Origin of the sequence: Nonomuraea sp. NPDC049695, assembly GCF_040674955.1 — a bacterium.
Taxonomy (GTDB): domain Bacteria; phylum Actinomycetota; class Actinomycetes; order Streptosporangiales; family Streptosporangiaceae; genus Nonomuraea; species Nonomuraea helvata.
Genome location: NZ_JBFANV010000027.1, coordinates 14,495 through 35,628 on the forward strand (window position 1 = coordinate 14,495; position 21,134 = coordinate 35,628).

16 protein-coding genes and 1 pseudogene are annotated in these 21,134 nt (G+C 69.1%); 10 read left to right on the top strand and 7 right to left on the bottom strand.

The window, feature by feature from the left end:
* Positions 1-106: 106 nt before the first annotated feature.
* The 6 genes from AB0J64_RS23485 to AB0J64_RS23510 all read left to right on the top strand — a co-directional run bounded on the left by AB0J64_RS23485 (position 107) and on the right by AB0J64_RS23510 (position 7,841).
* Entirely contained in the window at positions 107-1,366 is a 1,260-nt protein-coding gene (locus AB0J64_RS23485) for an extracellular solute-binding protein (RefSeq protein WP_364030286.1), read from the top strand.
* Positions 1,333-2,232 (top strand): sugar ABC transporter permease, encoded by a 900-nt coding sequence (locus AB0J64_RS23490; RefSeq protein WP_364030580.1) that lies wholly within the window; start codon positions 1,333-1,335, stop codon positions 2,230-2,232. Before AB0J64_RS23485 ends, AB0J64_RS23490 begins: the two co-directional genes overlap by 34 nt.
* Positions 2,222-3,052: a carbohydrate ABC transporter permease gene (locus AB0J64_RS23495; protein WP_364030289.1), complete on the top strand. Its 831-nt coding sequence runs from the start codon at positions 2,222-2,224 to the stop codon at positions 3,050-3,052. Before AB0J64_RS23490 ends, AB0J64_RS23495 begins: the two co-directional genes overlap by 11 nt.
* 127 nt (positions 3,053-3,179) lie before the next feature.
* Positions 3,180-3,752, top strand: a complete 573-nt coding sequence (locus AB0J64_RS23500) for an RNA polymerase sigma factor (RefSeq protein ID WP_364030292.1) — start codon at positions 3,180-3,182, stop codon at positions 3,750-3,752.
* Positions 3,745-4,626 (top strand): CU044_5270 family protein, encoded by an 882-nt coding sequence (locus AB0J64_RS23505; protein ID WP_364030295.1) that lies wholly within the window; start codon positions 3,745-3,747, stop codon positions 4,624-4,626. Before AB0J64_RS23500 ends, AB0J64_RS23505 begins: the two co-directional genes overlap by 8 nt.
* Positions 4,627-4,763: 137 nt before the next feature.
* Entirely contained in the window at positions 4,764-7,841 is a 3,078-nt protein-coding gene (locus tag AB0J64_RS23510; RefSeq protein ID WP_364030298.1) for a S8 family serine peptidase, read from the top strand.
* 139 nt (positions 7,842-7,980) lie between these two features.
* On the opposite strand, the pseudogene AB0J64_RS23515 reads toward AB0J64_RS23510, so the two are convergent.
* The 6 genes and pseudogenes from AB0J64_RS23515 to AB0J64_RS23540 form a co-directional block, all read right to left on the bottom strand.
* A pseudogene (locus AB0J64_RS23515) lies at positions 7,981-8,127 on the bottom strand (cytochrome P450); the annotation flags it as partial.
* Positions 8,128-8,154: 27 nt separating this feature from the next.
* On the bottom strand, positions 8,155-9,270 hold the full coding sequence (locus AB0J64_RS23520; protein WP_364030301.1) for a glycosyl hydrolase 53 family protein: 1,116 nt from the start codon (positions 9,268-9,270) through the stop codon (positions 8,155-8,157).
* A gap of 186 nt (positions 9,271-9,456) precedes the next feature.
* The gene (locus tag AB0J64_RS23525) at positions 9,457-10,431 is read right to left on the bottom strand and encodes a glycine betaine ABC transporter substrate-binding protein (RefSeq protein WP_364030304.1); all 975 of its coding nucleotides are present in this window, start codon (positions 10,429-10,431) and stop codon (positions 9,457-9,459) included.
* Between the two features lie 47 nt (positions 10,432-10,478).
* On the bottom strand, positions 10,479-11,249 hold the full coding sequence (locus tag AB0J64_RS23530; protein WP_364030307.1) for an ABC transporter permease: 771 nt from the start codon (positions 11,247-11,249) through the stop codon (positions 10,479-10,481).
* Positions 11,239-12,225, bottom strand: coding sequence for an ATP-binding cassette domain-containing protein (locus AB0J64_RS23535; RefSeq protein ID WP_364030310.1), 987 nt, complete (start codon positions 12,223-12,225; stop codon positions 11,239-11,241). Before AB0J64_RS23535 ends, AB0J64_RS23530 begins: the two co-directional genes overlap by 11 nt.
* Positions 12,212-12,865 (bottom strand): ABC transporter permease, encoded by a 654-nt coding sequence (locus AB0J64_RS23540; RefSeq protein ID WP_364030313.1) that lies wholly within the window; start codon positions 12,863-12,865, stop codon positions 12,212-12,214. Before AB0J64_RS23540 ends, AB0J64_RS23535 begins: the two co-directional genes overlap by 14 nt.
* Before the next feature lie 123 nt (positions 12,866-12,988).
* Here AB0J64_RS23540 and AB0J64_RS23545 point away from each other — a divergent pair, with 123 nt between their 5' ends.
* Positions 12,989-13,804, top strand: a complete 816-nt coding sequence (locus AB0J64_RS23545; RefSeq protein WP_364030316.1) for an IclR family transcriptional regulator — start codon at positions 12,989-12,991, stop codon at positions 13,802-13,804.
* A 66-nt stretch (positions 13,805-13,870) separates the two neighbouring features.
* On the opposite strand, the gene AB0J64_RS23550 is transcribed toward AB0J64_RS23545, so the two are convergent.
* Entirely contained in the window at positions 13,871-14,836 is a 966-nt protein-coding gene (locus AB0J64_RS23550; protein ID WP_364030319.1) for a Gfo/Idh/MocA family oxidoreductase, read from the bottom strand.
* 244 nt (positions 14,837-15,080) lie between these two features.
* Between AB0J64_RS23550 and AB0J64_RS23555 the strand changes: the two genes are divergently transcribed.
* From AB0J64_RS23555 to AB0J64_RS23565, 3 genes are all read left to right on the top strand, one after another.
* Positions 15,081-19,040 (top strand): metallophosphoesterase, encoded by a 3,960-nt coding sequence (locus tag AB0J64_RS23555; protein WP_364030322.1) that lies wholly within the window; start codon positions 15,081-15,083, stop codon positions 19,038-19,040.
* A 65-nt stretch (positions 19,041-19,105) separates the two neighbouring features.
* Positions 19,106-20,239, top strand: a complete 1,134-nt coding sequence (locus AB0J64_RS23560; RefSeq protein WP_364030325.1) for a HupE/UreJ family protein — start codon at positions 19,106-19,108, stop codon at positions 20,237-20,239.
* 110 nt (positions 20,240-20,349) lie between these two features.
* Entirely contained in the window at positions 20,350-21,120 is a 771-nt protein-coding gene (locus AB0J64_RS23565) for an SDR family oxidoreductase (RefSeq protein ID WP_364030328.1), read from the top strand.
* Positions 21,121-21,134: the final 14 nt, after the last annotated feature.

The following is a 21,134-nucleotide window of genomic DNA, read 5'->3' on the forward strand; positions in this document are numbered from 1 at the left end:
TCACGAACCTGCAACCGTTTGAGGCGGGGCGTTGACGTGATCGTTACGGCGCAATTAACGTCCTGAGTTAAATATTTGGCACGGTTCATGGACGGACACCCCCCGCATGAGCGATCTCAGCAGACGAGGATTCCTCCAGGTCGGCGCAGTCGCGGCCACCCTCACCCTGGCCGGCTGCGCCGGAGGCGGAAGCTCGGGCGCCGGCCTCCAGTTCGCCTGGTGGGGCAGCACGGCACGGCACACCGCGACGCAGAAGGCCATCGACGCCTTCAAGAAGAAGAAGCCCGGCCTCCAGATCAGGACCCAGTTCTCCGGCTGGGAAGGCTACTGGGAGAAGCTGGCGACCCAGACCGCGGGCGGCAACGCCCCCGACGTGATCCAGATGGACTACTCCTACCTCGGCGAGTACGCCAGGCGCGGCAGCCTGCTGGACCTGGGCCCGTACGTAGGCAAGGGCCTGGACCTGTCCGGCTTCGAGCCCGACGTGGTGAACGCCGGGAAGATCGACGGCAAGCAGTACGCGGTGACGTTCGGCGTCAACTCCATGGGCCTCATCGTCAACAAGACCCTGGCGGCCGAGCGCGGCGTGGAGATCCCCGACACCTTCACCTGGCCCGAGTACGGCGAGCTGGCCAAGAAACTCGCGGGCAAGGGCGTCTTCGGCACCGAGGACGGCGCCCAGGACGGCGGCGCGCTGGAGAACTGGCTGCTGACGCGGGGCAAGATGTTCTTCACCGCCGACGGCAAGCTCGCCTACGACGAGAGCGACCTGAAGGAGTGGTTCACGTTCTGGGACGGTCTGCGCAAGTCGGGCGCGGCCACACCGCCGGACGTCCAGGCCACCGCGGCAGGCGACGTGCAGAACAGCCTGGTCGCCACCCGTAAGGCGGTCATGGACTTCGCCTGGTCCAACCAGCTCACCGCCTACACCTCGCTCACCAAGGACGAGATCGGCATCCACGCCTACCCGACGGGCGACAAACCCGGCCAGTACTACAAGCCGTCCATGCTGCTGACCGTCAGCGCCGGCAGCAAGGCCAAGGATGACGCGGTGGCCCTGGTCAACGCGCTGGTCGCGGACGTGGACGTGGCCGGCCCGCTCGGCTCCGAACGCGGCATCCCGCCCGCGGCTCCCGTCCGTGACGCGCTGCGGCCCAAGGCGTCGCCGTCCGAGCAGCTCGTGTACGGCTACATCGACGCGCTCAAGCCGAAGATCGGTCCGCTCCCTCCACCGCAGCCGCTCGGCGCCGGTGAGCTGCACAACAAGGTGCTCACCAACATCAACCAGCAGATCGGCTTCGGCAAGCTCACGATCGATGAGGGGGTGTCCCGATTCTTCGAAGAAGCCCGACGCCTGCTCAAGTAGAGGGACGCTCGGCCTACCTGCTGTTGCTGCCGTGGTTCGCCGGTCTGCTCCTGCTGACCGGCGGGCCGATCCTGGCCTCGCTGGCGCTGTCGTTCACCGACTTCGACCTGCTCACCACCCCGTCCTTCGTGGGACTGGACAACTACGCCAGGATGCTCACCGACGACCCGCACTTCGTCAACGCCGTCCGGGTCACGCTGATCTACGTCGTCTTCTCCGTGCCGCTGTCCGGCGCGTTCGCGTTGCTGGTCGCGGTGCTGCTGAACAGGCCCATGCGCGGCATCGGGGTGTACCGCGCCGCGTACTACCTGCCCTCGCTCCTGGGCGGCAGCGTCGCGGTGGCGATCCTCTGGCGGCAGATCTTCGGGGCGGACGGCCTGATCAACGACGCCCTCCGGTACTTCGGGATCGTGGGGCCGAGCTGGATCTCCACTCCCCAGTACGCGATCTACACGCTGATCCTGCTGCACATCTGGCAGTTCGGCTCACCCATGCTGATCTTCCTGGCCGGGTTGAAGCAGATCCCCGCCGAGCTCTACGACGCCGCCGCGGTGGACGGCGCCGGCCGGGTACGCGCGTTCTTCCGCATCACGCTGCCCATGCTCAGCCCGATCATCTTCTTCAACCTGGTGCTGCAGACGGTCAACTCCTTCAAGGCGTTCACGCCCGCGTTCATCATCAGCGGCGGCACCGGGGGACCAGCGGACTCCACGCTGTTCTACACGCTCTTCATCTACCAGGAGGGCTTCGGCAACTTCCGGATGGGCTACGCCTCCGCGCTGGCCTGGGTGCTCCTCCTGGTGACCGCGGTCTTCACCGCGCTGGCCTTCCGCTCCGCGAAGTACTGGGTGCACTATGCCGACTAAGCGCCGCTGGGCCGTCCACCTGCTGGTCGTGGTGGGCGCGCTCGTCATGCTCTATCCGCTCTTCTGGCTGATCAGCTCCTCGTTCAAGCCCGCCGACGAGATCTTCACCGATCCCGGGCTGGTGCCCGGCACCGTGGTCGCGGACAACTACGCCACCGGGTGGACCGCGCTGGGAGTGCCCTTCAGCGGGTTCTTCGCGAACTCGTTCGTCATCGCCGCGGCGGCCGTGGCCGGGAACGTGATGTCGTGCTCGATGGCGGCCTACGCCTTCGCCCGGCTGAGCTTCCGGTTCAGGAAGCTCTGGTTCGCGATCATGCTGATGTCGATCATGCTGCCGATCCACGTGCTGATCGTGCCGCAGTACACGCTGTTCAAGTATCTCGGCTGGGTGGACACGTTCCTGCCGTTGATCGTGCCGAAGTTCCTGGCCGTGGACGGGTTCTTCATCTTCCTGATGGTGCAGTTCATCCGGTCGCTGCCGCGCGAGCTCGACGACGCGGCCCGCATCGACGGGTGCGGGCCCATCCTGGTGTACTGGCGGGTCATCCTGCCGCTGTCGCGGCCCGCGCTGATCACGACCGCCATCTTCACCTTCATCTGGACCTGGGACGACTTCTTCAGCCAGCTCGTCTATCTGAGCGATGTGTCCACCTACACGGTGCCACTCGCGCTCCGGGCGTTCCTCGACTCCAGCAGCGGCTCCACGTGGGGCCCGATGCTCGCGATGGCGGTGCTGTCGCTGATCCCGATCCTGGGCTTCTTCCTGATCTTCCAGCGTCGCATCACCGAGGGCATCTCGACCACGGGGCTCAAGGGCTAGGAGGCTCATCGGCGACGTTCCCGGCTCCGGCCACCCGCACCCTTGGGAAGACGATCCCGGCTTGCGGCGAAGGATGGATGATCGTTGTTCACCATCCGGAAGGCACACTTATGACGGAGACGGGAACGTGACCGCCGAAGTCGGCGAGCGGATGACCGACGCCGAGCTCGTCGCCGGGTACCGGCGCGACCCCGAGCTGTTCACCGCGGTGCACGACCGTTATTTCCGCGACATCTACCTGTATGTGGCAGGCCGCCTCGACACCCAGGTGGCCGAGGACATCACGGCCGAGACGTTCTTGCTGGCCTTCGACCGGCGCGACCGGTTCGACCCGGAACGCGGGGGCCTGCGGCCCTGGCTGTTCGGCTTCGCCACCAATCTGGTGGCCAGACACCGCCGCAAAGAGGCACGCCACTACCGGGCGCTGGCTCAGCTGGCCCCCGAACCCGCCGTGGAAGGACACGAGAACCGGGTCGTCACCTCTGTCGCGGCTCAGCGCATGCAGCCGCGCCTGGCCAAGGCGCTCGCCGCGCTGACCGGCGGCGAGCGCGACGTGCTGCTGCTCGTGGCCCTGGCCCAGCTCAGCTACGACGAGGTGGCACAGGCGCTCGGCATCTCCACCGGCACGGTGGGCTCACGGCTGAGCCGGGCCCGCGCGAAGATCCACGCCCTCATCGACAAGGAGACCGTTCATGGATGACCTGGAAGGGCGGCTCGCCGCTCTGCTGGACAAGCCCGAGCCGTCCGCCGAGACGGCCGCCCGCAGCAGGAGCCGGCTCCAGGACAGGGCGCGTGGCCGCGCGCGCAGGCGCATCGGCTGGCTCGCGCCGGCGACCGCGCTGGCCGCCGCGGCGGCCGTGACCGCGGTCGTGGTCTCCACGGGGGCGACGACGACCGTCGGCACCACCACGGTGACGGCGACGACCGCCGCCGCACCGGCCTCTGCGAGGGAGATCCTGCTCGTGGCCGCCGCCAGCGCGGAACGCACGCCGCAGGGCTCCGGGAAGTACTGGCACGTCAGACGTGACTGGCTGAACAGCGACATTCCGCCGGCGGAGACCTGGACCGGGCGCGACGGCCGGCGCTGGTCCAAGAACCAGCCGGAAGACCCTCCCGGCGCCGTCGTACCGGACCCGAACCCGCTCAAGCTCAAGGGCGCCAAGGTCAGCTTCGAGGACCTCGAAAGCCTGCCGACGGATCCCGAGGCGCTGAAGGCGTGGATCGCCGAGCGTAAAGGGCGCGACAGCGGCATGCTCCCATCCGAAAAGCGAGGTGACCCGGTCATCACCCTGATCGCGCTGATCACAGCGCTGCCGGTGCCGTCGGAGGTTCGTTCCGCGGCGTTCCAGGCGCTCGCCGCGCTGCCGGGAGTCCAGAACGCGGGCGCGGTCGAAGGCGGGCAGGAACTGCGGATCCCTGATCCCGAGGGGTATCGGGAGATCAAGCTGGTCATCGATCCCGAGACCTCTCGGGTGACTCGCACCAACCTCTTCCTTGGCGACGACGGAGGCTTGGGGATGACCAAGGGACTCATGTCGGTGACCACCGACTGGACGGACCAGATTCCCCAGTAGCGTCCTTCTCCGCACAGACGAGGTTGATCATGACTTTAGGCAAGTCGTTCCTCGCCGCTCTGCTGGCGGGGACGGTCGGCGTGACGCCGACACCGGCACCGCCACCGGCATCGACAACGGCACCACAGTCTCAGCCGGTGAACGGGGTGACCCTGATCACCGGTGACCGTGTCGTGGTCATGGGCCGGGGGCACCGCGTCGAGCCCGGGCCGGGCAGGCAGGTGGACTTCTCGAGCCAGGTGCTCGCAGGTCACCTGTACGTGACCCCTTCCGACGCCATGCCGCTGATCGCCCAGGGCGTGCTGGACCGGCGGTTGTTCGACGTCACCCAGCTGCTGGCCTGGCACTACGGGGACGCCGACACTCCGGACATCCCCGTCATCTCCCAGGGGACCACGGGCCCGCAGGGTTTCCGGCAGGTCCGGCAGCTGTCCAGCCTCGGGATGAACGCGGCACGCGTGCCCAAGGCGAACGCCGCCCAGACGTGGCGGGAGCTCACCGGTGCCCGCACGCCGGCGGCGGGCCGCACCAAGCTCTGGCTGGACGGACGCAGGTCCTTCTCTCTGGACGAGAGCGTCAAGCAGATCGGCGCCCCGCAGGCGTGGCAGCAGGGCCTGACGGGCAAGGGCGTCACCGTCGCGGTCCTCGACTCGGGCTACGACCCCGACCATCCGGACCTCAAGGACGCGGTCGCGCAGGAGCGGAACTTCAGCGACGAACCCGATATCCGCGACAACCTCGGCCACGGCACCCACGTCGCCTCGATCGTGGCGGGCCGGGGTGAGAAGTACCGAGGGGTGGCGCCGGAGGCGCGGCTGGCCATCGGGAAGGTGGGTGGTCCGCAGGGCCCGACGGACTCGGCCATCCTCGCCGGCATGGAATGGGCGGCCGTCGAGGTCAAGGCCAAGGTCGTCAACATGAGCTTCGGCGACGTGGACGGCCCGGACCTGGACCCGCTGGAGCAGGCCGTCAACAGGCTGTCCGAGCAGACCGGCACGCTGTTCGTCGCGGGGGCCGGCAACGCGGGCGCCGACCGTACGGTGAGCAGCCCCGGCAGCGCCGAGGCGGCGCTCACCGTCGGCGCGGTGGACAAGCAGGGCCGCATGGCCGAGTTCTCCAGCCGAGGGCTGCGCGTCAGCGATCACGCGATCAAACCCGACGTGACCGCGCCGGGCGTGAACATCGTGGCCGCCGCGGCCGCGGGCACCGCCGACGGTCCGTACCAGACGATGAGTGGCACCTCGATGGCCTCCCCGCACGTGGCGGGGGCGGCGGCGATCCTGGCCCAGCGCCATCCCGACTGGACGGGCGCGCAGCTGAAGTCCGCGCTGATCGGCAGCGCCGCGCCGGTTCAGGACGCGCCGCTCTACCAGCAGGGGGCCGGGCTGATCGACCTGAGGCGCGTGCTCGCGCAGCCGGTCACGGCCGATCAGGGCAACGTCTGGGCCGCCTTCCCCTGGAACGGCTCCGGCGAGCGGGTGGCGACCAAGACGATCACCTATTCCAACGAGGGCGACGCTCCGGTCAGGCTCGATCTGACGGCCGACGGTGAGGTGCTGAAGCTGTCGGCCGATCGGCTGGAGGTCCCGGCCGAGGGCAAGGCGTCGATAACGCTCACCATCGACGCGGCCGGTAAGGCTCCGGGCGACTACCCGGGAACGGTCACCGCCAGGTCGGGCGAGACGGTGGTGCGCACGCTGGCCGGCGCCTACGTCGAGCCCGAGTCATACGACGTCACCATCACCGCCCTCGGCAGGCAGGGTCAGCCGGTCAACCCCCTGGACAGCCAGATCTACGACGCCAAGACCGGGACCGTCCATATGCCGGCCTTCCGCGACGGCGTGGCCAAGGTGCGGCTGCTCGAGGGCGACTGGAACGTCTTCACCGAGATCATGGAGAAGATCGACGGCACGTACGTCCGGACCCTCGCCGACTCCCCGCTGCGGGTCGACGGCGCCGACCAGCGGCTGACGGTGGACGCCCGTCAGGGTAAACAGGCCAAGGTCACCCTCGACGACCCGACCGCCACGCCCAGGCGCGGCTACGACTACAGGCTGGCCCACGGCGCGTGGAACCGCTGGGCGCTGACCGGTGGCACGGACGTCAACTCCGGGCTCTTCGTCGTCCCCGTCCGCCGGCCCGGCCTGACGTACACGCTGACGACCACGTGGCTCAGCAAGGACGCCACCCCCAGCCCGTACGTCTACAGCCTCGTCGACCAGCGCACCGACGGCATCCCCGAAGACCCCGCCTACAACGTGAGGCAGCGGGACCTGGCCAAGGTCACCGCGACCTACCGGGCCTCCGGAACGGCCGCCACGGGCTTGCCGATGGCCGGGCCGGACCTCGCCGGCGAGTCCCCGGGCTTCGTCCTGGGATGGCTGGTCGGCGACATCCCCTTGCCGGGCACGCTCGTCCAGTACCGGACCCCGGGGCTGACCTACCAGAGCGGGCTCCAGATCGGCACCTCACTGATCTTCGACGGAGGCAGGCGCGCCGAGCGCGGCGAGACCGGCGAGGTCTGGAACGCGGCGGTCACCGGGCCGTCGTTCCTGCTGCCGGGCGGGAACCGCAACGGGAACAAGCTGACCTTCTCCGCGGTCGGCCTGTTCTCCGACAGCGCTCCGGGGAGGTCGGGTTCGGACACCGCCGCCACCGGCGCCGCCACCCTCGCGAAGAACGGGCAGGTGCTGGCCACGGCCCAGCTCGCCGACTGCGAGGTCTACCAGACCGAAGGATGCGAGCTCCGCGCCGACCTGCCCGCCGGGACCGGCGCCTACACGCTGACCGCGTCGATGCGCAGGCAGGTCCCGTACTCGGCGCTGTCCACCGGGGTGGAGTCGGTGTGGACGTTCCGCTCCGCGGCCACGGCCAAGGAGCAGCCGCTGCCGCTGATGGCGGTCCGCTACAGCCCCGCCGGCCTGGACACGTCGAACCGCGCCGCACCGGGCAGCGTGACTCGCCTGCCCCTGCGGGTCGAACGCAACCCCGGCTCCGCGCAGGCGGAGGTGACGTCGGTACGGCTGGAGATGTCCGTCGACGACGGCGCGACCTGGCGTCCGGTCGCGGTCGCCCGCACCGGCTCCGGCTGGACGGCGGTGCTGCCGAACCCGCGTACGGCCGGCTTCGTCTCCCTCCGTGCCGCGGTGGCCGACTCGGCGGGCGCCCGGCTGACGCAGACGATCGTCCGGGCGTACGCCGTCGGCGGACCCTGATGATCGTCCGCGGGGACGCCGTCGGCTGATCCGCGAACCGCCGGCCGGCGCGATCGATGCCACGGCCCTGGCCATTGCCTCCTCGGCCGAGGAGGCAGGGGCCGGACGGCATCGTCGCGCCGGCCTTCGTCACCCGTGGCTACCAAGTCACCGGCAACCGGCGCACGCCGTAAATGGTCATGTCCGTGCGCATCGGCACCTCCTCCGGCGGTGCGGCCGGCCGCAGGTCCGGGAAGCGGTCGAACAGCGCCCGGTACGCCACGCGCAGCTCGATCCTGGCCAGCTGAATGGACAGCGTGACCTCAGCCGGGGTCTACGGGGTCCACCTGATGGTGGGGTTGATGCCGCCGGTCCAGTTGAAGGTGGCCATGTTGTCCCACTGGTCGCCGGTGCCGTTGATGTTGGCGGGGTCCCAGCCGTTGCCCGCGATGGCGTACCAGGTCGGTTCCCAGTAGAAGACGCCGATCGCCCCGGCGCTGCGGGCGGTGTTCTGGACCGCGGTGAAGTTGTTCGCCTGGCCTGTCCAGGTGGCCGGGTAGCCCGAGCACGGCGCCGAGCCGCCGATCACGTTCGGCTCACTGTCGGCGTTGGAGGCGGTGAACGGGTAGGCGGTCTCCGCCACGATGACCGGCTTCCCGTAGCGGGAGCGCACGTCGTTGAGGACCGTGGACAGGTTGGACAGCGAGCCGTGCCACATGCAGTAGTACGACAGCGCGGTGATGTCCCACGGCACGCCCTTGGCACGGATCCCGTCGTAGAACCAGCGGGCGTTCGCGAGGCTGTCGGCGTCGGCGGTGTGAATGATCACCTGGGTGCCGCTGTTGCACGCCTTGGTCGCGTTGTAGCCCGCCTTGAGCAGCAGGCTCAGGTTGGTGAAGTCGTTGTTGACGACCTTGCCGTCGTTCCAGAGCATCCCGACGTTGATCTCGTTGCCGATCTGCACGCTGTCCGGCGTGGTGCCCTGCGCCTTCAGGCTGTTGCAGACGTCGTAGGTGTAGTTGTAGACGTCGGTCTGGAGTTGGCTGATGCCGTGGCTCGCCCACGCCGCCGGCTTGAACTGCTTGCCCGGGTCGGCCCAGGTGTCCGAATAGTGGAAGTCGATCATCAGGCCGAGGCCCTTGGCCTTGACCGTCCTCGCGTACGCCAGGACCTTGGCCTTGTTGTTGTAGCCGCTCGCCGGGTTGTTCCAGATGCGCAGCCGGACGTAGTTGACTCCGGCGCCCTTGAGGATGTCCAGGGGGTCCGCGGCCGTCCCGGCGGCGTTGTAGTACTTGGCCCCGAGGTCCAGGCTCCGCTGGAGCGAGGAGACGTCGGCGCCGCGCATGGACAGCGTGGCGGCGGAGGCGGGCGCGGGACTCAACGGTATGACCGCGAGCAGCGTCGCGAGCGTGAGCAGGAGCGTTACCCGGATCCTTGGTAAGACGGCCATCCGATCTCCTTGGCTTGTGTGAACGCTCACAGACAGATGTGGCGGTGATATGCCCGAAGAATGCGCCTATGAGGACAGAATCCGGCCTTCCTTTGGCTGTGAACGTTCACAGACTCTTTGGGCACGAGGATAAAGAAGAATCCGGCACCCGGGAAGAGTCCCTGACGGCCCGCGACGTTCGCGCCGTCAGGTCTTGTCGGCGCCGAGGAAGCCTTCCTTGCCCAGCCAGTCGGCGGAGACCTTGCCCGGCTCCTCACCGTCGACGTCGATGCGGGCGTTGAGCCGCTGCATGGTGGCGTCGTCCAGCTTGGCGATCACCGGCTGGAGCACCTTCTCGAGCGCCGGGTACTTGTCGTACGTCTCCTGGCGCAACGTCACGGCCGCGTTGTAGATCGGGAAGAACTTCTTGTCGTCCTGCAGGACGGTGAGGCCGAGTGCGGCGATGCGGCCGTCGGTGGTGAACACCTCACCGAAGTTGCACGTCTGGCCCTTGTCCGTCTCGGTGTAGACGACGCCGGTGTCGAGCAGGCTGACGCGGTCCTTCGGGATGGTCATGCCGTACGTCTTGGAGAGGCCGGACAGCCCGTCGTCACGGGTGGAGAACTCGGTCTCGATGCAGGCCGTGACCTCGTGGGGCTTGGTCCTGGCCAGCTCGGCCACGTCCGAGACCGTCTTGACACCCAGCTCCTTGGCCTTCTCGGAGCGGATGGCCAGGGCGTAGGTGTTGTTCAGGGGAGTGGGCCCGATCCAGTGGATCTTGTTCTTCTTCAGGTCCGTCTCCGCCGTGGCCTTGAACTGCTTGGCCGAGTCCTGGATGGGCGTGGTGTTCTTGAGGTGCTCGATCCAGCCGGTGCCGGAGTACTCCCAGTACAGGTCGATCTCGCCCGACTCCAGGGCCTTGCGGTTCGGCACGGTCCCGCCGAGGTTGGTCTTGTCGACGACCTCGGCCCCATGCGCCTTGAGCAGCTGTACGGCGATCTTGCCGAGCACGATGTTCTCGGTGAAGTCCTTGGAACCGATGACGAACTTGGCGCCGGCCAGTTCGTTACCCGCGCTGGAGGCTTCGACGGCGTCGGCGGAGCCGCACGCGCTCACGGTCGTCACGGTCAACGCCGCTGCGGCGAGCAGGGCGAACGTCTGTCCAAGGGGACGGGAGAGCATTACAGGGACACCTCTTGAATGTGATCGGTAACTGCTGGATGGGGAGGTCACATGCCGCGCGGCTTGAGCACTTTCTCTGCCAGGCCGCCCAGCCAGTCGATGAAGAAGGCGATGCACGCGGTCAGCACACCGCCGACGATGGTCACGGGCATGCGGTTCAGCTTGAGCCCGTTGATGATGAGCTCGCCGAAGCCGCCGGCGGCGACGAACGCGCCCAGCGTGGCGACACCGACGGTCAGCACGAGCGCGGTACGCAGCCCGGCCAGGATCGCGGGCACGGCGAGCTTGAGCTCCACCCGGCGCAGGATCTGACCCTTGGTCATGCCCATGCCGCGGGCGGCCTGGATGAGGGCCGGATCGACCTGCTGCACGCCGACCATCGTGTTGCGCAGCACCGGGAGCACCGCGTAGGAGACGAGGCCGACCAGCGCGGTCTGGAAGCCCACGCCCATCAGGAAGGTGCACAGCACGAGCAGGCCGATGCACGGGACCGCCTGGCCCAGGTTGCCCACGGTGAGGATGGCCGGCGCGATGAACCGGTTCCTGGCCCGGGAGGCCACCACGCCGAGCGGGATCGCGATGACCACGACGAGGGCCGTGGCGGCGAGCGTCATCTGCAGGTGCTCGACGGCCTTGGCCAGGATCACCGACCGGTTGAGGCTGCGCCGCTCGATGGAGTCGAGCTCCAGCGTTCCGATCCAGACGTACAGCGCGGCCAGCGCGACGCAGATGGCGGCGGGCGTGATGACGTGGCGAAGGCCGCCGGCAGTACGCGCCACGGTCCGGGCTGGGACGGCGGCCAGCGTTTCAGCGGTCACTGGAGACCACCTCCTCGGGCCGGCTGTCCACGGCGGCGCACAGCATGGCGTAGGTGAGCACGCCGGAGGGCGAGCTGCAGCGATCGGTGCCGTGCGCCAGCATGAGGTCCAGTGCCTCTCGCAGGCTCGCGTCCACGGTGATCTGCGGCAGCAGGCTGTCCGGCAGCGGGCTCGTGACCGGCACGTCCGCCACGCGCAGCAGCGCGAGCCGCTTGAGCGTGGCGTCCTGGCCGATGAAGCCGGCGACATAGTCGTCGGCGGGGTTGCTCAGGATCGCCGCGGGCGTGTCGTACTGGGCGATGTGTGACCCTTCTCGCAGCACTGCGATGCGATCACCCAGCTTGATGGCCTCCTCGAAGTCGTGGGTGACGAAGATGATGGTCTTGCGCAGCTGTTTCTGCAGCTTGACGAACTCGTTCTGAAGGTGCTCGCGGGTGATCGGGTCGGTGGCCCCGAACGGCTCGTCCATGAGCATCACGGGCGGGTCGGCGGCCAGCGCCCGGGCGACGCCCACGCGCTGCTGCTGGCCGCCGGAGAGCTGGCGCGGGTATCGGTCGTGGAAGGCGGACGGCTCCAGGCTCACCAGCGCCAGCAGCTCCTCGACCCGCGCGGCGATCCTCTCCCGCGGCCAGCCGAGCAGTTTGGGGACCATGGCGATGTTCTGGGCGATGGTCAGGTGCGGGAACAGCCCCACCTGCTGGATGGCGTACCCGACGTGCCTGCGCAGCTCGTCCGGGTCCAGGGTCAGCGCGTCCTCGCCGCCGATGCGGATCTCGCCCGAGGTGGGCTCGACCAGACGATTGATCATTTTCATGGTGGTCGTCTTGCCGCAACCCGACGGCCCGACGAAGACGACGAGCTCCCCTGCGGGGATGTCCATGCTGACGTTGTCGACCGCTGGGGCCGGCTGGCCCGGATAGTGCTTGGTCAGCGAGCGCAGCTCGATGCGCACGCCCTCGGTTTCACGCTCGAACACGAAGCCCCCTCGGGGTGGTCAGCTGATGGACGGCGAAGAAGAACAGGTCGAACAGGACGGCGATGATCACGATGCCGAGCGTTCCCGCGAGGGTGGCGTTGAGCGAGTTCACCGACCCCAGCCGGGACAGCCCCTCGAAGATCTGCGTGCCCAGGCCGGGCCCGTCGACGAAGGCGGCGACGGCGGCGATTCCGATCATCATCTGCGCCGAGATGCGTATCCCGGCCAGGATCAGCGGCCAGGCGAGCGGCAGCTGCACCCGCAGCAGCAGCCGCGCACGGCTCAGGCCCATCCCGCGGCCGGCCTCGACGGTGGCCGCGTCCAGGCCGCGCAGCCCGGTGACCGTGTTGCGGATGATCGGCAGGAAGGCGTACGCGGTGAGGGCGACCAGCGTGGATCCCCAACCGAGCCCGGTGATCGGGATGAGCAGGGTGAGCAGTGCGAGCGACGGGACCGTCAGGATGGCGGCGGAGATCGTGATCGAGCCGCTCCGCGCTCTCGGGGAATCGTAGGTGAGCAGTCCGATGCCGACCCCGACGACGGTGGCGATGGCGATGGCGATCATCACGACCAGGGCGTGCTCGGCGGCTGCCAGCGAGAGGGTGTCCCAGCGCGAGACCACGTACTCGCTGAAATTCATGGTGGTACCGCCTTCGCTACGCTTGCATGGGTACGCAAACGTACGCGAACTGTTGCGGTCAGTGCAAAATAAGGTGCAACCAGTGCAACGGTAGTGCAATACTTCTGTCACGAACGGATGGGGATGAGCGAGAAGCCGCCAGTGTCGTCGGCCGGGTTGCGCCGGGACATGGAGATCCTCGATGTGCTCGCTGGTCACGGCGATGGCCGGGATGCTGACGGGTTCGGGGTCACCTGGATCGCACAACGGCTGGGCAGGGAGAAGAGTCAGGTCTCCCGAGCTCTGCGCGCACTCGAACTCGAGGGCATGGTCGAACGGGATCCGCTCACCCGGCGCTACCATCTCGGCTGGCGGTTGTTCGCGCTCGCCGCCAGGACCCAGCAGTCCCGGCTCGTCCAGGTGGCCGCGCCCTTCCTGCGACGCCTGGCCACCGCCTTCGACGATGACGCCTATCTCTGCGTGCTGCGCGGCAACAGGGTGCTGACGCTGATGTCGGTGCCGTCATCGCGGGCTCACCACCGGGTCTGGGAGGGCGTCTCGGTGCCGGTGATCATGGCGGCCGCGGGACGATCGCTGCTCGCGGAGTGGGATGACCGGCAGGTCCTGGCGCTCCTGCGGGCCACCCTGCCCTCCGGGCTGGATACCGCGGTCGGCAGCGAGGAGAAGTGGCTGGCCGACCTCGCTCATGTGCGTTCGGCGGGTTACGCGATCTCGGACGTCGAGCTGGACGACGGTGCCGCCGGGGTGTCGGCACCCGTGCGGGACCACAGAGGCCTGATCGCGGCGGCGATCAGCGTGTCCGTCACGCGCGCGGCCTCGTCGTCCCGCCTGCACGAGATGGGCGGCGCCGTCCGGCAGGCCGCACGCGAGCTCTCCACCGCGCTGGGCCTGCCGCCCACGGGACAGCCGGCGACATTCGAGGGCGAGGCGAGCCCGTAGCCCCCCCGCCACACGGTCCAGGCGATCCGCCGCTGTCCCCCACGTGGGCGCCGTGGGGGACGACCCTCACCGGGGCGACAATCCGGCCGCGCGGTAGATGGCGTCGATGACCGACATGTTCGCGACGGAGTCGGCCGGCGGGGTGAGGTTGCCCGTGCCGGTGCGCACGGCCGACTCGAAGGCACGCAACTGGCAGGTGTAGGTGGCCTCGCCGGGGACCTTCTCGCGCCGGCTGACGCCGTCCACCGTGTACGCCAGCCGGTGGAAGAGCTGCGGCGCGACGAAGTTGCCCACCCGCATCTCTCCGCGCGTGCCGCGCACCCGTACGCCGAGCTTGAGCAGCATCCCCGACCACATCGACGAGTGCACCCGCCCGGAGGCCCCCGAGGGGAAGCGCAGGGCGGCGCTCATGGCGCGGTCGACGCCCGGCGAGCGCTCCAGCGCCCGCGCCTCGACGACCGCCGGCTCGCCACCGCCCAGCAATCTGGCCACATGCACGGCGTACGACCCGGCGTCCATCATCGACCCGCCCGCCAGCTCCAGCGAATAGCGAATGTCGGAGAAGCGCGGCAGCGGGAAGCACATCCACGCCTCGACCAGGCGCAGCTCGCCCAGCTCCGCCACGATGTTCCGCATGCGCTCGGCCAGCGGGTGATAGCGGTAGTGGAACGCCTCCATCACCACCGTGCCGCTCTTCTCCGCGGCCTCGGCCACCTCGCGCGCCTCGGCCTCGTTCGAGGTGAACGGCTTCTCGCACAGCACGTGCTTGCCCGCCTCCAGCGCCCGGATCGTCCAGGGGGCGTGCAGGGCGTTGGGCAGCGGGTTGTAGATCGCGTCGAGCGCCGGGTCGGCGATCAGCTCGTCGTACGAGGCGTGGACCTTGGGGATGCCGTGCTTGGCGGCGAACGCCTCGGCCCTTGACCGGTCACGGGCGGCAATGGCGGCGACCTCGACCCCTGGCACGAGGCGGCCGGGCTTGACCAGGGCGGCCGGCGCGATCCGCGCGGCCCCCAGAACTCCGATGCGCAGCATAGGCCGATCGTAAGTCCTCATCCGCGATCGTGATCGCGCTGGACAGGCGGGGGTGTTCTGTGGGCTGTGTGACCCAGTTGTTCCTGTTTCGTGACAAATGACCAGAATGAAGGGACAGTTTCTTTTCACTTCACTCTCTCCATGCACTCTGTTCACTCGTGCGCTCCAAAGTGTCCGCCCGAGAGCACGCCGCCTTATCGGCTGCTTATGCGCGACATGGAAGGGACTGCACCTGATGCAGCCAATGGCAGCACGAAATCTCCTGGGCGGCTTACGGAGCCGAGGGCGTCTCGCCGCGGTCGTCGCGGCCGCGGCGCTGCTCGCCGGCAGCCTCGTGACGGCGGCGTACGCCGACCCGGGACAGGGCGAGCAGAACCGGGGACGGCCCACCCCGACGCCGACCGCCTCCCAGAGCCCTCCGGCGCTCACCCCGGCGGGCGGTTCGTACCTCGAGGGCACGGTGAAGGTCGCGGCCGTCCCGACCGCGGCCGGTGACAGCGTCACGAAACTCGCCGTCGACGACGCCGCACTCGACGCCACCCGGACGGTGGGCGTCTCCAAACTCAGCTTCGACGTCGGCCCGAACTCGACGGAGGCCCAGTACCACAGCTACGTGCTGGTCAACGGGGCGTACCGCGGCGACATCGGCGACCACGTGAACGAGCGGGCGACGATGGAGATCCCGAACGAGCACCTCGTCAAGGGAGAGAACACCGTCGAGATCGTCGTCGGGACGATCCAGTCGTCGTGCGGCACCAACTACGACGACTTCGTGCTGTCCGACGTGGGCCTCGAACTGCTCGGTGAGGTCGCGGACGGCGAGGACAACCCGTACACCTTCTCCTTCGGCGACGGCAGCTGCGGCACGAACACCACGCTGCTGAAGCGCGCCACGCTCAAGTTCTTCGTCCAGGGCGACCCGCAGGGCACCACGGGCCTCACCGCGGACGTGGACACCACCAAGCTGGCCAACGGAGAGCACGCCATCACCGCCACGACCGCGGCCGGCGTGACCGTCAAGAACACCGTGACCGTGAACAACGCCGCTGCCGGGGCGCCGCGGCTGCTGCCCACGGACGGCACGCTCGTGGCAGGCACCAAGGCGGTCTTCGCGACGGTACCGGCCGGCAGCGAGGGCGGCGTCAAGTCCCTCACCGTCGACGGCGCCGACCCCGCCACGAAGCCCACGCTCGGCAACGGCGCCGCCAAGCTCGCCTTCGACGTGGGCGCGGACCCGATCGACGACAAGTTCGACAACTTCCTGCTGGTCAACGGCAAGCGCATCGACCTGGGCGGCTCCTGGGCGAACCAGCGGGTGACCGTCGCGGTCCCGGCCCGGTTCCTGGTGCCCGGCGACAACACGATCAAGGTCGTCACCGGGGACTACAAGGAGTCCTGCGGCAACGGCCGCGACGACTTCGCGATCTCGAACATCGCCCTCACCCTGGACGGCGCCACCGTGACCGGCCAGGACGTCAAGCCGTCGTACGAGATGGGCGACGGCACCTGCGGCAGCAGCCAGACCCTCCTCCGCGAGGCCGAGCTGCGCTACACGATCGACGCTCCGGCGGTGCACGTCGTCGAGACGCTCGGCTCGGGCGAGGCCACCCTCAGCTTCAACGTGGGCAGCAACTCGATCGAGGCGCGCTACCAGAACTTCGTGCTCGTCAACGGCCAGAAGGTCGTCCTCGACGGTGACTTCGTGAGCAAGCGCGTCGATCTCACGATCCCGAACGAGTTCCTGGTGCCCGGCTGGAACACGATCGACTTCGTGGCCGGCACCTTCCCGACGTCGTGCGGAAAGAACCGCGACGACTTCGCGATCTCGAACATCGCCCTCACCCCGGCGAAGGGCACGGCGACCGGACAGATGCTCAAGGCCTCGTACGGCATGGGCGACGGCAACTGCGGCGACAACGTGAACCCGCTCACCGAGATCGACCTCGAATTCCTCGTGGACGCGCCGGCCCGCGGCCTGCGCGCCGACCTCGACACCACGGCCATCAAGGACGGCAAGCACACCCTGGCCGCCGCCTCGGCCACGGGCGAGACCGCCACCCGCATCCTGATCAGCGACAACTCGGCGCCGAAGGTCGCCAGGAGCGTCCCCGCCGCGGGGGTGAAGATCACCGCCTCGGTCGTGCTGGACGTCAAGCTCGAGGACGCCTCCGGCATCGTCTCCGGGCCGGACGTCAAGCTCGACGGTCAGCCGATCCAGCTGGGCGCCCAGGTGGGCCCCGGGCTGCACGCCGGTAAGCACACCCTGGCCGTGAGCGGCGCCGACGGGCTCGGCAACACCGCGACCCGCGAGGTCGTGTTCGAGTCCGCCGGCATTCCCGACGTCCCCGCCGAGCTGACCCCGGCGCTGGGGGCCGTCGACGTGTCGGACCCCGTCAAGCTCTCGGCGAAGGTGGCCGAGCCCGACGGCGGCAAGGTGACGGCGACGTTCTCGCAGGCCGAGATCCTGACCCCGAACGAGGTGTTCCAGGGCACGGCCCCGTCCGTCCCGACGACCCTGCGGGTCCCGGGCGAGAAGCGCGTCAAGGCAGACGCGCTCGAGCCCGCCGACGGCCGGACACTCGACGCGCCCGCCGGCCAGGATCTCGTCTACCAGCGGTACGACGTCCAGGTCGAGGGGCACGTGGACTCCCCGGTCCTGCGCTGGGAGGGCGCCATCGACCCCGAGCGCCTGGCGTCGCTGCGCGTGTGGAACACCAGGACCAAGGCGTGGGACCTCCTGACGAGCGCCCGCGGCGCCGCCCAGGGCAAGACCGTCCTCACGGCCGTCGTCGACCGTGGGTACGTGGACAAGCAGCAGGTCCACGTCATGGTGACGGGCGAGGACCCGTTCGCCGACGACATCGAGCCCGGCGACCCGAACGGCTTCGCCGACCCCGCGAGCTACGACTTCTCGATCGTCCACTACACCGACACGCAGTACCTCTCCGAGGGCGCGGTGGAGCAGGAGACCCCCGAGGAGCGCGGGGTGTGGGAGTCCGGCTACTCCAAGGTCATGGACTGGATCAAGGAGAACAAGGACCAGCGCAAGATCTCGTACGTCGCCCACACCGGCGACATCATCGAGAACAACATCCGCAAGCCCGCCGACGAGGCCACGCAGAAGCAGGTCGCCGGCGAGTTCGAGCTGTCCTCGAGGCTGCAGAAGGTGCTGGACGACGCGGGCATCCCCAACGGCGTCATCGCCGGCAACCACGACAACCAGTCCGGCACCGAGGACGGGCCCGGCGCCATCTACAACAAGTACTACGGTCCCAGCCGGTACCAGGACCTGTCCCAGGGCTGGCAGCACGCCAAGTACGGCGGGCCGTGGAAGGAAGGCGACAACCAGAACCACTACGACCTGTTCTCCGCGGGCGGTCTGGACTTCGTCGTGGTCGGCCTGTCGTACGGCGTGACGAGGGACGAGGCCGAATGGGCCGACTCCATCTTCAAGAAGTACGCGGGCCGCAACGGCATCCTGCTCTCCCACGACTATCTGGTGCCGAGCACCAACCCCGACGGACGCGGCACCGGATTCTCCGCCCCCGACGGTTCGATGCTGTACAAGACGGTGGTCGAGAAGAACCCGAACGTCTTCCTGATCCTCGCCGGGCACGAGCACGGCGTGGGCACCAACGTGAAGCCGAAGGTCGGGCAGGTCGGCAACGGCGTGGTCGAGCTCCTGGCCGACTACCAGTTCTACACGGTGTCGGCCGACCGGCTGGGGCTCACCCAGATCGGCGGGTACAACCCGCAGGACCAGCTCCAGTTCGGCGCGAGCTTCTTCCGGCTGCTGCAGTTCAACGTCAAGCGGGCGGAGCTGAGCGTGGACACCTACTCGCCGCTGCTCAACGACTTCGGCGCCACCGAGTTCGACCCGCTGCGCCGCTACGACGGGCGCGAGGACAACATGGTGCTGCCGGTCGATCTCACCTCCCGTACGACGACGTTCCAGACCGACTCGCTGGCGCTCTACAAGCCCACGCGGACCATCGGCAGGAGCACGGTCGCCTCCGGCCAGGTCGCCTCGGTGACCTGGGACCGCCTGAAGGACGACACGGCCTACGCCTGGTTCGTCACGGCGAGGTCCGAGGGCGGCGGCGTGACCGCCTCCGAGCCGAGCGTCTTCGTCACCAAGGACGAGCACGGCAGGCCGGGCACGTGGGGGCCTGACACGCCCATGTACCACTGGTTCAACCGCTAGCCCGCCATCGCCGCCCCGGACCTGGTCCGGGGCGGCGTTCCCCCTTCTGATCTGGAGAAACAGACATGCCCCGCAGGCAGTGGCTGTTCGCCGTCGTCCTCGCCTTCATCGTGGGCGGCGTGCTGGCCGACCTGGTCCACCCCGCCCCGGCGGCGGCGCACGACGCGACCACGACCGCCCACGCCGAGGTGACCGGCTCGGGCGCGAACGTCAGGGTCGTGCTCGACCTCGAGTACGACCTGCTCATGAAGTCGGCCTGGCTCTACGCGGAGGCCTATGAGGCGAAGGAGCGGGCCGAGCAGCTCCGCCAGCTCAAGCTCAACCGGGACGCCGTCATCGACTACGTGACGCGCCGCTTCGACGTGGCGTACGACGACAAGCCGTGCGCGCCCACGACGGTGGGCGACGCGGACGTGCGCCTCCGCGGCGAGACGACCTTCGCGGTGCTCACCCTCGCCTACTCCTGCCGGGGCGAGGAGAGGGGAGTGCACGCGATCTCGAGCGCGCTCTTCCCCGACAATGAGAGTTTCGTCCACAGCACGAAGACGATGGTCCGGTACGACCTCGACGGCGAGACGAGCTCCGCGGTCCTGGACGCCGCGAACCCGACGGTGCGCGTCGGCGAGCGCCCGGCCTCGCACCAGGTCTGGGAGTTCTTCCTGCTCGGCGCCGAGCACCTGCTGTCCGGCCTCGACCACATCCTCTTCCTCATCGCCCTGCTCATCGGCGCGCGGCGCCTGCGCGACGTCGTCGTCACGGCCTCCGCCTTCACGGTCGCCCACAGCATCACGTTCCTGCTGGCGGCGATGGGGGTCGTGGACGTACCGGGAGCGATCGTCGAGCCGGTCATCGCGGCGTCGATCATCGTGGTGGCGGTCGCCAACCTCCTGGGCCGCCAGGAGGACAAACTGGGCAAATGGCGGCTGCCGATCGTCTTCGCCTTCGGCCTGATCCACGGGCTCGGCTTCGCGGGCGCGCTGGACATCAAGGAGAGCGGGTCGTGGCACCTGCTCCTGTCGCTCCTGAGCTTCAACGTCGGCATCGAGGTGACGCAGCTCGCGATCATTGCGGTGCTCTTCCCGCTGCTGGTGCTGCTGCGCCGGACCTCCGCGGCCCGGTGGGCGGTGGCCGCGATGTCGGTCCCCATCGTGGCGGTCAGCCTGTACTGGTTCTTCGACCGCATCCCGCTGCCGCTGTGAGTGTCCCGGGCGGGGCGGTGAGCGGGCGGTGAGCCGCCGGTGAGCGGTCGACGCCATCGTCATTCCATCGCCGGATCCACCGAGGACCGGCCATGGAATGAGGAGTGGACATGAACGTTCTGGCCGGCAAGACCGCGCTGGTGACGGGTGGATCGCGTGGCATCGGCCGGGCGGTCGCGCTGCGGCTGGCCGCCGACGGCGCCGAGGTCGCGGTCCACTACGGCGGCAACGAGGAGGCCGCCAAGGAGACCGTGGCGCGGATCGAGGAGGCGGGCGGCCGGGCGTTCGCCATCCGGGCGCGGTTCGGCGAGGTCGGTGCGATGGACGAGCTGTTCGAGGGCCTGACCGCCGGGCTGGCGGGACGCGGGCTGGACATCCTGGTCAACAACGCGGGCATCGCCTCGGTCAACCCGATCTCACAGGTCACCCCCGAGGAGCTGGACCGCGTGCTGGCGATCAACGTCGCCACGCCGTTCTTCGTCATTCAGCGGGCGCTGCCGCTGCTGAACGACGGCGGCCGCATCATCAACATGGGCTCGACGGCCAGCCGGTTCGCCGTCACCATGCAGATCGGCTACACCATCAGCAAGGCCGCCCTGGAGTCGATGGCCCCCACGCTGGCCAACGAGCTCGGCCGGCGCGGCATCACGGTGAACACGGTCGCGCCCGGCGCGGTGCGGACCGACATGACCGCCGGATACAACTCCATCCCCGAGGTGGTGGCCGAGCTGGAGGCGATCACCGCCCTCGGGCGGCTCGGCGAGCCGGAGGACGTGGCCGACGTCGTCGGCTTCCTGGCGGGCCCGCAGGGCCGGTGGGTGACCGGCCAGACCGTCGACGTGTCCGGCGGGACCTACCTCGGCCCGATCGCCAGGGCGTGATCCTGGCCGGTGGA

Bases quoted from the DNA above. Each gene is read 5' to 3' on its own strand.
- AB0J64_RS23545 (WP_364030316.1), top strand. From the start codon at position 12,989: ATGAGCGAGAAGCCGCCAGTGTCGTCGGCCGGGTTGCGCCGGGACATG.
- AB0J64_RS23505 (WP_364030295.1), top strand. From the start codon at position 3,745: ATGGATGACCTGGAAGGGCGGCTCGCCGCTCTGCTGGACAAGCCCGAG.
- AB0J64_RS23565 (WP_364030328.1), top strand. From the start codon at position 20,350: ATGAACGTTCTGGCCGGCAAGACCGCGCTGGTGACGGGTGGATCGCGT.
- AB0J64_RS23540 (WP_364030313.1), bottom strand. From the start codon at position 12,865: ATGAATTTCAGCGAGTACGTGGTCTCGCGCTGGGACACCCTCTCGCTG.
- AB0J64_RS23495 (WP_364030289.1), top strand. From the start codon at position 2,222: ATGCCGACTAAGCGCCGCTGGGCCGTCCACCTGCTGGTCGTGGTGGGC.
- AB0J64_RS23525 (WP_364030304.1), bottom strand. From the start codon at position 10,431: ATGCTCTCCCGTCCCCTTGGACAGACGTTCGCCCTGCTCGCCGCAGCG.
- AB0J64_RS23520 (WP_364030301.1), bottom strand. From the start codon at position 9,270: ATGGCCGTCTTACCAAGGATCCGGGTAACGCTCCTGCTCACGCTCGCG.
- AB0J64_RS23550 (WP_364030319.1), bottom strand. From the start codon at position 14,836: ATGCTGCGCATCGGAGTTCTGGGGGCCGCGCGGATCGCGCCGGCCGCC.
- AB0J64_RS23555 (WP_364030322.1), top strand. From the start codon at position 15,081: ATGGCAGCACGAAATCTCCTGGGCGGCTTACGGAGCCGAGGGCGTCTC.
- AB0J64_RS23485 (WP_364030286.1), top strand. From the start codon at position 107: ATGAGCGATCTCAGCAGACGAGGATTCCTCCAGGTCGGCGCAGTCGCG.
- AB0J64_RS23560 (WP_364030325.1), top strand. From the start codon at position 19,106: ATGCCCCGCAGGCAGTGGCTGTTCGCCGTCGTCCTCGCCTTCATCGTG.